Origin of the sequence: Aquiflexum gelatinilyticum (assembly GCF_024813435.1) — a bacterium.
Classification (GTDB): Bacteria; Bacteroidota; Bacteroidia; order Cytophagales; family Cyclobacteriaceae; genus Cognataquiflexum; species Cognataquiflexum gelatinilyticum.
In genome coordinates, this window is the sequence record NZ_JANAEZ010000006.1 from 1 (window position 1) to 12,226 (window position 12,226).

The following is a 12,226-nucleotide window of genomic DNA, read 5'->3' on the forward strand; positions in this document are numbered from 1 at the left end:
ACGGTTCAATATTCGCTTGGCCTTCCATACGAAAAGACCTAATTGCTTACTTTGATGAACGGTTTGAAGGAAATGACACAGTTTAATGAACACTCCCTTTCAAAACCCCAAAAGGTCTTGAAGTTTAACACATATGCCACAATTGTCTAATGAAATCAGTCTTTGTGATTTTCCTTAATTACCAACCTTCTTAACCCATCAATTGAGTCCGCTTATTTTTTTATCACCAAAATGTCTCGTCTGGAATAATCTGATGGTATAGTCAAGCAAGCTGCTGCCGCCGTGTTTTCCGTGTCCAGGGACGACAATTTCAACATCAGGGAATCTATTTTTAATTTCCTCCACAGTAGCGGACCAAATCTCCACATTTGCATCCCCTAGAAATCCTTTGCTTGCATTCATTTCTTTTATCAAACAACCTCCAAAAAGTACGTCTTCACTAGGAAAATATCCCACGATATTGTCTCTAGTATGTCCTTCTCCAAAATACCGGGCCATGATAATTCCATTCCCCACACTTAGGGTAAGGGAATCGCTGAAGCCATTTTGGGGGATGACAAAATCATTTTCTTTGGCAAGTGCAATGGTTTTGACATGTGCGTAAGACGGGATGTTGTGGTCATTAAATGCCTGAAGCCCGGCAAGACAATCATTATGGAAATGGGTTGGAATGATGGCGTTTATCTTACAATTCAGCTCTTGATTGACCCATCTGATCAATTCTTCGGAGCTTTCATTATTAGTGGGTGTGTCAAAAATGATGGTTTCATCGCTGTTTCTGACAATCAGCCCGTTGCAGGGAACGTTTCCAAAATCATTTGTCTGCAAAAATGAGGTATGCACAAAAGAATTCGGGGCAACTTGGGTAATAATCAAATCATTGGATTTGTATACTTCTTTAGGACTGAAGGCATCTTGTCCTTGCGCAAAACAATTAACAGCTGTCAGAGAAATTACAATTACAAAAAGGCTTTTGATGATGGCTTTCATTGGATCAGTAGTGGTTTTTTTCAGTTTCTAAAGATATATCATTTACCTTTTTGAATTCCGAAAGAAATCTAAGCGGTTTTAAGAATTTTCTTAAAAGCCACACTTATTAATCCTGTTATCAAGATGAATCCAATACCCACTAAAAACTTATAATCCTTAAAAATATTGTCGGGATATATGTCAGTCAGGGCTATGATCAAAAATGCTAAACTCAAGGTCCATACAATTACTAAAACCACTTTTGTAAGTTTTTTCATATTCATAAAGTTTATAGGCTTCTTTCTTTATCAATTTAAAAAGTTGTTTCAATATAGCATGTTTTCCCTCGTATAAAATCCACCCTTCCGTCCCTCCTCCTGCGCAAGCTTCCTTTGGTGATGGAATTACTTCAAGGTTAATTTATAAATCTTAGAATTTTTGTCAGGAAAAACATAGCCATTGGGTAAGTTTTGTTTGTCTGATTGGATAAACCCGTTTCTCTCGTAAAATTGATGGGAGGCAGTTGCCACTGCAGGCGTATCAAGCCAAATGGTTTGAAAGCCTTTCATTTTTGCCTCTTCAAATAATGTGTCGAAAAGTTTTTGGGCAATACTTAATTCTCTCCCCCTCAACTCTTTCTTGACAAACATTTTTCTCAGCACTGCATTGTGGACATCTATTTTTTGAAGTCCTATAGTGCCTACAATTTCGTTTTGGCTTTTAGCTGTCCAAAAACCACCGTCACGATAGAAATGTGCAATATCAATAAGGTCCGGCTGATCCATTTCTGAAAAACCTAAAAGGAATTCGTTATTCTGAATGTTCAGAACAAAATCTTTAACCTCATTTTGGTCATTCAATTGAAAGCTCTCTATGGTGATCATTTGGCTATTTTTCAGTTATTTTTTCAACCCTCATATAAAATCCACCAATCCTTCCAGCTTTATGCCGTGACTTCCCCAGAGTCCCCCGGTTCCGCTCGCTGTATCCAAGTTAATGTTAGCGAAAATTTATTTTATCTCTTTACCCAATTTTCGATTTCAATACCTGAAATTCTTTCAAATTCTTTTTGATTTTCTGTCACCATAATCAGGTCTTTATCCACTGCGGTACATCCGATTAATAGATCAAAATCGCTTATCATCAAGCCTTTTGACCTTAATCGGGCTTTCTCTTTTCCATATAGGTAGATGGCATTAAAAATCGGGAGGATTAATACTTGATTTGAAAAAATCTCAATTAATTCAAGATTCTTTTTAGGATTAGTGCTGTTTTCAGCTCCAAACACTAGTTCAGCAAATGTAATTTCAGAAATAGCAAAGTTTTCAGTTCCTAATTCCTGAAACTTTTCTATCATTCCAAATTTTCCTCTTAAAAAATGGATGCAGATATTTGTGTCTAAAAGATATTTCATTCGAAACCAGGATCTTCTGCTTTTTCAACTCTTGATTCTCTAATTTCTTTGATGATTTCATCAGAATCTTTGTTGTCTTCCCATGCTCCAAAAAGGGTTTTCATGTCAACTTTCTCTTCTTTTTTTTCAAGAGATTCGGTTAATTTTATGATAAGCTTTTTCTTGGAAAGATCATCTAGACCTCGCAACATACCAAAATACTTTTCCAAAGTCTTATTATTTAAAGTAAGGTTTGCCATGCTTTTTTTCTTCAATTTAAGGAATTAATAGATTGATGGTAAATGATTTGTAAAATTAAATTCCCAACTCTCTTTTCTTTTTCTTTATTAAGTCGCCCATTTCACTTGTATCACTATTTGCATTTGAACTATTCAACCAAACACCCAAATGAAAGGTAATTCTTGCTAATTTGAATTGCAAATTCTACTAAATAAAAAGGTGTAGAGACAATCTACACCTAGCGGGGTTACCGTAAACCTGTCTGCGGAGTATGAAACCCCGCCTATTTCAAATGTGCTGTTACAAGCTGCCGTTCTTCTGTCGCTGCTGTCAAATTGGTTTTTTGCTCTTATAGTTTAGTCGTTTAGCCATTTGGAATATTCTCTCCAGTCGTCCAAATAAACACTTTTCATTTGGTTCTTGTCAAAGTCGTCAAAACCAATTTTGGAACATCTCGGATATTCTGCTAGTGATAAAACATCTCTACTGTCAGCATTAGCCATTTCAATGTAATGGTCAATTGACGATAAGTCTTTGTTTGCAAGCTTTAAGATTGCTGATGATATTCTATTTATTCCGTTAGGATTATCACCCTTGACTTTGTACAACTTTAAAGTTACTTCGTCAATATGCTTGGGAAACTCTCTTGCAATAAGTCTTTCAAGTCGAAGGGTTGTCACTTTAGCTACAGGTTGAATTCCTAAATATTTGATTCTAAACTCTTCAAACATAGTGTTGTCTATTTGTCTGTCTATTGTTCGGTGGTTGTTTCATAAGGTTGCCTATAACTTACTTATATATATACCAAAGCTATACATACCCCACCAAAAAATAGGGTTAAAATACCTTTGGTTATTCAATTAAAAATCTTCCAATTGGGACTTAACTAGGTTTCCTCAAATAAAATCCACCAATCCTTCCAACTTCATCCCCCTGCTTCCTTTGATCAGGATCAGGTAATCCTCTAGTTGGGAATCCTGCAGCCAGTTTCTGAAGGAAAAAGGGTCGGGAAAATACAGGGCAGAAATCGGAGCCTTTGATAGCGCTGCGTGCACATGCTTGCCGGTAAAGCAGATCTTGTCAAACTTGTATTGGCTGACCCATTCCCCAAGTTTTTGGTGTTCCGGTTCGGTATGTTCACCCAATTCGTACATATCGCCAAGGATGATCATTTTATGCTTTTTACCGCTCATTTCCCCAAAAGTCTTAATCGCTACTTCCATGCTGGAAGGGTTGGCATTGTAGGCATCGAGGATGATGAGGTTGCTTCTTTTTTCGATCAGTTGGGAGCGCATATTGGATGGCTGATAGGAAACGATGCCTGCCACGGCTTGGTCCATCGGCACACCGAAGTACTTTCCAAGTGTCAAGGCAGTCGCGATATTTCCAAAATTATACGCTCCGATCAGTGCGGAAAGGTGGATTTTATCCTCTCCTTCCACACGGAATCTCACAAAGGGATCTGCCCCTTCGAAAGTCACTTCACAAAAATCTCCTTTCGCCGGATAAAGAATCGGATTCTCAAACCGCTTGGCCATGTTGGAAAGGATCGGGTCTTGGCTGTTGATGAAAACGGTTCCCTTGTTTTCTCTCAGGTGTTGAAAAAGTTCGGTTTTGGTTTTGAGCACGCCTTCCGGACCGCCCATTCCCTCGAGATGCGCTTTGCCGATGTTAGTGATAAACCCATGGGTCGGTTCGGCGATATCGCAAAGTTCCTTGATGTCGCCCTGCTTGTTGGCGCCCATTTCTACGATCGCGATTTCGGTATCGGGGGTGATGGCGAGCAAAGTCAGGGGTACGCCGATGTGGTTATTGAGATTGCCGACAGTGGCAGAGGTTTTGAATTTTTGCTTCAGGACGGCATGCAGGAGTTCTTTGGAAGTGGTCTTTCCATTGCTTCCTGTCAGTCCGATGATCGGAATAGGAAGTTGGTGCCGGTGGTGATTGGCTAACTTTTGCAAAGCCAATAAAACAGCGTCCACCAAAAAGTACCTCGGATCTCCCTCCGGAATTACCCTTTGCTCATCGACTACCACCAAGCTTGCGCCGGCTTCCAAAGCCTTTGGAGCAAAGTCGTTGGCATTGAAGTTTGGACCTTTCAGTGCAAAAAAGATATTGCCTTGGCCGATCTTTCTTGTGTCTGTGCTTACACCTGTGGATTGTAGAAAATGGGAATAAAGGGATTCGATGCTCATAAATATTTTTGTATGGCTAAAATTATATGATTATCGGGAATGTTGCCAGTAAATCAAGTGAATTGACCACAGACCACGGTCGACAGTCCATAGCCACTGCTCTTGAACTTTAATCCAGGTTTTAATAAGCTGACATTTACAGAGTCAAAATACCAATAATGCTCAAATGCTAGAAAGATGTCCGTAAATCTTAAATCAAAAATCGTAAATCAAAAAGGACCTCCAAACATCTTATATCAAATTCATTCGTTTAATTTTATGGCATATAAAATTCTGTTTTGATGAGGTATTTGATTCTGATTTTGTTTTTTTCGACCTGCACCTTGGTAGTGGCGCAACAGACTTTTTCTTTTGACCAAAACAAAAAAATAAGTCAAAATGGGATTGAAATCCCTCTTCCTTTTGCAGTAGGGATCAATGCTTCCCAATACCAGAGAATGGATGTCAACGCAGACGGAGAGGAAGAATGGGTCGTTTGGGATATCAATGCAAGAAGGGTTTTGGTTTTTGAAGAAATCGGTGGGGAGTTCAAATACCTTCCCGAAATGAGCTATTTTTTCCCCAATGACATCAATGGCTTTTTGATTTTGGCAGATTTTAACCTGGATGGCAGAAAGGATTTGTTTACAAGTTCCCCTTTTGGGATCAAGGCTTATAAAAATGTCAGTAATTCAGGAGATTCATTTCCAAAGTGGGAAGTCGCCCAAAATTTTCTCAGACTGGAAAACGGCTCCAACCTCACCGCCAATAACCTAGACATTCCCATGGTCCTTGATATTGACGGCGACGGGGATCTGGATATAGCCTCATTTAATTTGGGAGACTATATAGACTTTTACCTCAATACAAGTGTGGAAAGGAAAGGAACTGCGGACATCGACGGTTTTGCTTTTCCCGAACCTTGGTGGGGCAGATTCGAATTCTGCGGATGCGGGAATTTCAGTTTTGGGATTACCTGTGAAGGACTTCCGATGGGAAGGTTGGCAGATGCCGATGAATCAGCAAGAATCCTGCATACCGGAGGACATTCAGTTTTGTATTCAGACTTTGATAATGATGGGGTGAGGGATTTGCTTTTGGGAAGGGATGAATGCAATTCACTCTATTATTTGCCCAACAAAGGAACCGATCTAGAACCTTTGTTTGATGCTTTTTCGCAGGATGTTCCTGATTTTGGGACTTTGCCGGATTTTCCCATTTACCATGCTGCCTACCCTTGGCAAAATAGCCTGATTGTGAGTAGCAATTCCTCAGCTTCAGCCGGGGTATTCAAATCAGACTTTTCCGAAAATGTGTTTCAAATTTCCAAGGGAAGTTCTGGCTTGCCAAGCAAAAGCCCGTTTTTGCAGTCGGAGATATTGGATTTGGGAGAAAACAGCAGGCCGTTCTTCAAAGGTCTGTCCACTTCCGGGGAAATGATTGTCACTGCCAATTCGTTTGTAGGAGGAAGGAACATTGGTATGGCTCATCGGTATGTAGTCAGCGGTGAGCGTTGGGAGTTGGTAGAAAACGACTATTTGGGTTTGTCTCAATTGGATTTTACTGACCTCCAGTATTTTGAATACCTTAATGCTGCCAATCAGGAGACATACTGGATCACGGGCCTTGATACGGTCAATAATTCACTGCGCCGTCTGGTTTTTTATGGCACCAATCCTGATTTTGGCCAGATGAAACAGATATTCATTCCAAACCGATCTCCAGTTGGTCAGGATCAAATCGAAATGTTTTCATTTGAGGGAAAAGATTATCTTTTGCTCGCAAGACAAACTGGAGAATTACTTCTTTTCTTCTTCGACTTTTCCAATGCTGAAAACATCAAATTGGTACAAAGTGATTTTCTGGGATATACTGACAATCCCGGATCCCGCAACCTAAATGTCCATGTTGTCCCAGGAAAAAACCCCTCTCTTTACGCTGTTGATCAAAGAGGAGTTTTGGTCTATATCCCTGACTTTATGAATCAGGTGGAGCGAGAGACCATTTTGGTAACAACATCTCCTACTGCCACTTCCCAAAGCAGGTTGGGAAGAAATACCTGGATCACTTCTTTGCCAAAGCCATTTACTGACGAAAGGGATTTGGTCTTGGGAAATACAGCGGGAGGGTTGGAATACCTGAAATTTCAGGCAGAAGGTCCCTTGCCGGGTGAAGAAGATTTGTTGGTCAAAGTTTATCCCAATCCCAACAGAGGTTCATTTAAACTTATAGCTTCCCAAACATCTTCTGTGACTTTGATCAGCAGTTTGGGTCAGGAAATAGTGGGCAGTTTTGAGTTGACTGCAAATTCAGAATTGGAAATTACGCTTCCTTTGGCACCAGGATTGTATATCGCACGGTTTACCAACGCAGAAGGGAAAAGTAAAAGCCAAAAAATAGTGGTGTGGTAATTCTCAGATCAAGCCGTTTTTGTATGCAAACAATACCAATCCTGCCAAAGTGTTGTTTTTGGTTTTTTTGAAAATATTCTTTCGGTGGGTTTCCACCGTCCGTTCAGAGATATAGAGTTTTTCACCGATGCTTTTGTTTGGGATTTCCTGCACAAGAAGTTTGAGGATTTCCTTTTCCCGTTCAGACAGCAATTGGGTTTCTTCTTGAAGCCTTTGGCTGCTTTCCAATACCGCATTGATCCCTGAGCTAAAATAAGTCTCGCCTTGGTTTATAGATTCTATGGCTTTGAGCAATTCCTCATGTGATTCACTTTTCAAAACATATCCATTGATTTCTTCTTTGATGATTTCTCTTACCAAATGAATCTCATCGTGCATACTCAGCATGAGGATTTTTAAATCTGGCTGTATTTTTTTAACCATCCTGATCAATGACAGCCCATTCATTTCCGGTAGATTAAAATCTGTAACCATCAAATCCACCGGGTTGGTTTTGATAAAATCCAAAGCTTTGTATGCTGTATTGACTTCACCGATCACTGTCAATGAAATTTCCTTGGCCAGGATACTTTTGATCCCGTCAAGTAAAATTTCATGATCGTCGACCAACAATATTTTTAATGACATATCTATTTTTCCTGCTTTATCGCAATTAATTTTTCTTTTGAAGGTATAGGAAGGAAAATAAGCATAGTACTTCCCCTACGGTCCGGTTGGGAATCCAACTCCCAAGTTGCAGAGATTCTTTGCAGTCTGGATTGGATATTTCGCCAACCATTTCCTTTCCCTTTTTCCAATATTGCAGGGTCAAACCCTCTCCCGTCATCTTCAATCATGATGCTTACTTCATCCTCATGACGGACCAATTGGATGGTTATTGACGTAGCTTCAGCATATTTGAGGATATTATTCACCCATTCTTGGATCACCCTGTACAAAGAGATCTCCTGCATTTCGCTCAGCCTTTCCTCCAAGCCATGCGTATAGGTTTCGACTTTGACGGCCCCCGAAGTATGGATCCGATGTGCAAATTCACTGATTGCTTCCTTGAGTCCTGATCGAATCAAAGTTGCCGGCATCAGGTTGAATGCGATATTGCGAATTTCGCTATGCATTTCCTTTAAAATCAACTCACTTCTCTCCACGGTAATTAATTTTTCCTCCAGGTTGGTCTTGTTTCTGATTTGAAGAATATTGAGTTGTAAGGCAGAAATGAGTTGTCCGAATCCGTCATGCAGGTCTTGTGCAAAACGCTTTCTTTCTGTTTCCTGTGATTCCAAAGCGGCGTGCAGGTAAGCTTCCTTAATGCTTAATTCTTTTTCTTTTTGGAGAATCTGCTGCTTCTTTTTGAACCTGTTTTTATTCAAAAAATGGACAGTAATCAAGAGGCTGACGATAACCATGAGCAAAAAAGTAAGGATTAAAACCCGCTGAAGACTTTGCTCTTTTTCGAGGATTTCTGCCTCTCTATCTTTGATCTCTTGGTCTTTAAGAGCAGTTTGGAATTTTATTTCCAGGTCTTTTGCGACTTTTGCCCTTTCTGATACAAACAAAGAATCTTTGATGCCCAACAAATTTTCCATACTGCTGATTGCTTTGGGATAGTTACCTGTGGCTTTATAGATCTTGGATTGTTCGTCATAAATCCAAGTGTAGAGTTCGGCATATTGGGATTTTTCGGTGTAGACAATGCCCGAATCCAACAAAGCCAAAGCAAGAGGATAATTTTTCGCGGCGTTTTCAATCATTCCAAGATTGATATAGATCACAGCTTTGGCGTAATCATTGTCTGATTTTTCATACAGTCTCAAACCTGCATTGGTATAATCCCTTGCTTTTTCGATATCCCCTTTCAGCAAATATGCATATCCTGCATTCACGATGGTAGGTGCCACTGTCATGGAGTCCAAGGCAGGGATAAATTCCAAAACTCTATTGTAATAATAGACGGTACTGTCAGGAATCTTCATTTCACTAAAAGCCGCCCCGATGATATTCAAGGCCCTCGATTTATAAGTCAGGAATTTGTCCTCTTCAAATTCCACTGCTTCGAAGGATTTTTTACCATAAAAGACAGCTTTGTCATAATCCTTAAACAAGCGGTGGACTTGGGACAATGACCTGTATAAATCACTGATAAGTTCAGCCCGATTGGTAGGCAAGATCTCCTCTACTGCCATTAAGTAATGTTGGATGGCTTGGTCGTACAATCCGGCACTTTCATAATAGTAGGCAATACGCTCGAATACATTTGATTTTCTGATCCTATCCGAAAAAGAATCCAACAGGGGAATCAGCTCTTTTTCTACCAAAAGCATGGAGTCTCTTTCATTGCGAATACTGTGGTAGCGGTGAAGCGCAAAAAGATAATCCGCTTTGTCCTTATTATTATTGATCAGTTTTTTAGCCTCCGAAAAAAAGTATTGTTGTTTTTCACCTGACTGCAATGCACTGTCCAAAATCACCCCAAGATCTTGGGCATTACCGGAAAAGGAAATGAGGAGAAAAGCCAGAAACAGGTATTTCATGGGTGGGCTTAAGAAGCATTTTTCAATTGGAAAGTAAAAGAAATTATTCTATAAGAATAGATAATTCCAATAAAAAATATCAAAAAAAAATTTTATTCAAATACAATTACCAAATAAGGCAAAACTGTCAAAATGCCAAAATGACTCAAAAACCTGATTCAAACCCTCAATAACTCTCCTCTTTGGTTGGGAAGTTCTTTGATTTGACATCCTTGATATAATCTTGAACCGCTTTGGTCATGATGCCCTGAAGGTTGGCATATTGACGCAGAAACCTTGGTTTGAATTCCTGATTGATACCTAGCATGTCATGCACCACCAATACCTGTCCATCTACATCCGGACCCGCACCGATGCCAATGACCGGAATGCTGACTGTTTCGGCAACCTGCTTGGCCAAAGAAGCCGGAATTTTTTCCAATACAATGGCAAAGCAGCCGCAAGCTTCCAGCAATTTGGCATCTTCGATCAGTTTGTTTGCCTCTTCCTCTTCTTTGGCACGGACGGTGTACGTTCCAAATTTATAGATAGACTGTGGAGTCAAACCCAAATGACCCATGACCGGAACACCTGCACTCAGAATCCTTACGACTGATTCTTTGATCTCAGCTCCTCCTTCCACTTTGATGCCATGGGCACCGGATTCTTTCATGATTCTGATAGCAGACCTAAGTGCCTCCGAACTGTTGCCCTGATAGGAACCAAAAGGAATGTCGACCACCACAAATGCCCTTGAAACTGCCCTGACCACTGAAGTGGCATGGTAAATCATCTGATCCAAGGTAATCGGAAGGGTAGTTTCATGTCCTGCCATGACATTGGAGGCGGAATCACCGACAAGGATGATATCAATTCCTGCAGCATCAATAATCCCCGCCATGGAAAAATCGTAAGCGGTCAACATCGAAATTTTTTCACCACGGGTTTTCATTTCCTGCATGGTGTGGGTGGTGATTCTTTTGATATTGGAGGAATTGTGGACAGACATGGGAGACTTAATGAAGGTGTACGGTGTGGTTTTGGGAAGAAAGGTCAACGGATATATGCTCGCTGAGCGTGGTCGCTAATTCCAATCCCGTGTAATCCGGACTTACAGGGAATAGCTTATGGCTTCGGTTGACCAAAACGGCAACCTCGATTTTTTTGACAGAAGATTCAAGAAATGGCAATAAAGCATAGACCAAAGTTTTGCCGGTATTGAGGACATCATCCACCACTACGATACATTTATTGGTCAAATCAGCATGTGAAGAAAGGGAGACTTCACCTCTTGTGACGTCTGATTTGTCAAGGATAATTTCGAGCACTGTGATTTCTAAAGGTGAAATTTCCTTCAGAGCGCCTGCCAATGATTCTGCGAGCTGATGACCCATCCCTGTGATGCCTGCAAAGACAATGCTGGATTCGGAGGCATTGCGCTCATAGATTTCATAGGCCATGCGGGTGATTTTTTGGCTGATCTGACGGTGGTTCAGTACCAAAGTCTTTGTCTTGCTCATGGGCTTGTTTTTGAAAAAGGAAAATTAAATCAATTGGCGGTGGTTTCAAAGCTTCTGAATCAAACTTCTGACTTCCCTCTACCGAAAGTCATCCTCTTCAGTCAGGATTTTGACATAGCTGTCATAGCGGTAAGGATGGATAAATCCTTCCTCAAGTTTTTGCCTAACCACACATCCCGGTTCATTGAGGTGCTGACAGTTGTTGTAGCGGCACTGACCGAGGTATTTTCTAAACTCCGGAAAATAGTGGGACAGCTCAAATTCATCGATATCCAAAATCCCAAATTCTTTGATCCCGGGAGTATCGATCAGGTAGCCTCCGTCTTCGATTTCAAACATCTCGGCAAAGGTGGTCGTGTGTACTCCTTTGGCGCTGAATTTGGAAATTTCCTTGGTGGCCTGCACCGCTTCGGGGACGATTTTATTGAGTAAGGTGGATTTGCCAACACCGGAGTGGCCAGAAAGCAAAGTGGTTTTTCCTTTGAGCAGCGGCAGGAATTGTTCCTGCAATACGGTACTGTTCAGGGCAGAAATTTCATAGACCGGATATCCCAAAGGAACATAGATATCCTTGATGTCTTCTAGGTATTCCATGTCTTTGTCTTTGTAATCCATGTCCATTTTATTGACCAAAATGGAAGTTGGAATCCTGAAGCTCTCCGTGCTGACCAAAAACCGGTCAATGAATCCAAGCGATGTTCTCGGATTTTTTAATGTGATGATCAAAAAAGCCTGGTCGATATTGGAAGCGATGATGTGTGAAAAATGGTTTTTTCTTGTGGATTTACGGATGATGTAATTTTCCCTCGGAAGGATATCCGTGATGACAGATGAGGGTTGGTCCGCTTCCTGCTCGAGCTCGACATAATCTCCAACTGATATTGGATTTGTCAATTTCAGATCATCCTGCTTGAATTTTCCCCTCAAGCGGGCATTGACAAGGCCTTTTTCTGTTTTGACCGTGTACCAGCTTCCTGTGGATTTGAGTACCCTTCCTTTCATATTTTGGAAG

Annotated in this window: 12 protein-coding genes; 1 reads left to right on the plus strand and 11 read right to left on the minus strand. The window is 40.7% G+C overall.

Features of this window, described 5'->3' with window-relative positions; all coding sequences use genetic code 11:
- Positions 1-198: 198 nt before the first annotated feature.
- From bla to NK987_RS13715, 6 genes are all read right to left on the minus strand, one after another.
- Complete coding sequence (gene bla, locus NK987_RS13690) at positions 199-990, minus strand: subclass B1 metallo-beta-lactamase (protein WP_259264310.1); 792 nt, start codon at positions 988-990, stop codon at positions 199-201.
- A 383-nt stretch (positions 991-1,373) separates the two neighbouring features.
- Positions 1,374-1,853 carry a GNAT family N-acetyltransferase gene (locus NK987_RS13695; RefSeq protein WP_258422328.1) on the minus strand — a complete coding sequence of 160 codons (480 nt, stop codon included), beginning with the start codon at positions 1,851-1,853 and terminating at the stop codon, positions 1,374-1,376.
- A 131-nt stretch (positions 1,854-1,984) separates the two neighbouring features.
- Complete coding sequence (locus NK987_RS13700; RefSeq protein ID WP_258422329.1) at positions 1,985-2,383, minus strand: type II toxin-antitoxin system VapC family toxin; 399 nt, start codon at positions 2,381-2,383, stop codon at positions 1,985-1,987.
- On the minus strand, positions 2,380-2,622 hold the full coding sequence (locus NK987_RS13705; protein ID WP_258422330.1) for a hypothetical protein: 243 nt from the start codon (positions 2,620-2,622) through the stop codon (positions 2,380-2,382). The genes NK987_RS13700 and NK987_RS13705 overlap by 4 nt, the downstream gene beginning before the upstream one ends.
- 336 nt (positions 2,623-2,958) lie before the next feature.
- Positions 2,959-3,333, minus strand: a complete 375-nt coding sequence (locus NK987_RS13710; RefSeq protein WP_259264311.1) for a hypothetical protein — start codon at positions 3,331-3,333, stop codon at positions 2,959-2,961.
- Positions 3,334-3,498: 165 nt separating this feature from the next.
- Complete coding sequence (locus tag NK987_RS13715; RefSeq protein ID WP_259264312.1) at positions 3,499-4,797, minus strand: UDP-N-acetylmuramoyl-tripeptide--D-alanyl-D-alanine ligase; 1,299 nt, start codon at positions 4,795-4,797, stop codon at positions 3,499-3,501.
- Between the two features lie 281 nt (positions 4,798-5,078).
- Here NK987_RS13715 and NK987_RS13720 point away from each other — a divergent pair, with 281 nt between their 5' ends.
- Positions 5,079-7,187 carry a T9SS type A sorting domain-containing protein gene (locus tag NK987_RS13720; RefSeq protein WP_259264313.1) on the plus strand — a complete coding sequence of 703 codons (2,109 nt, stop codon included), beginning with the start codon at positions 5,079-5,081 and terminating at the stop codon, positions 7,185-7,187.
- A 3-nt stretch (positions 7,188-7,190) separates the two neighbouring features.
- Here the strand turns inward: NK987_RS13720 and NK987_RS13725 are convergent, their stop codons facing one another.
- The 5 genes from NK987_RS13725 to rsgA all read right to left on the minus strand — a co-directional run bounded on the left by NK987_RS13725 (position 7,191) and on the right by rsgA (position 12,216).
- Positions 7,191-7,814: a response regulator gene (locus NK987_RS13725; protein ID WP_258422337.1), complete on the minus strand. Its 624-nt coding sequence runs from the start codon at positions 7,812-7,814 to the stop codon at positions 7,191-7,193.
- Positions 7,815-7,816: 2 nt separating this feature from the next.
- A complete protein-coding gene (locus tag NK987_RS13730) occupies positions 7,817-9,715 on the minus strand; it encodes a sensor histidine kinase (protein WP_259264314.1) in 1,899 nt (632 codons plus the stop codon).
- A gap of 166 nt (positions 9,716-9,881) precedes the next feature.
- Positions 9,882-10,703 (minus strand): 3-methyl-2-oxobutanoate hydroxymethyltransferase, encoded by an 822-nt coding sequence (panB, locus tag NK987_RS13735; protein WP_258422339.1) that lies wholly within the window; start codon positions 10,701-10,703, stop codon positions 9,882-9,884.
- 7 nt (positions 10,704-10,710) lie between these two features.
- The gene (locus NK987_RS13740) at positions 10,711-11,214 is read right to left on the minus strand and encodes a phosphoribosyltransferase family protein (RefSeq protein ID WP_259264315.1); all 504 of its coding nucleotides are present in this window, start codon (positions 11,212-11,214) and stop codon (positions 10,711-10,713) included.
- A gap of 78 nt (positions 11,215-11,292) precedes the next feature.
- Positions 11,293-12,216, minus strand: a complete 924-nt coding sequence (gene rsgA / locus NK987_RS13745; RefSeq protein ID WP_259264316.1) for a ribosome small subunit-dependent GTPase A — start codon at positions 12,214-12,216, stop codon at positions 11,293-11,295.
- Positions 12,217-12,226 lie beyond the last annotated feature (10 nt).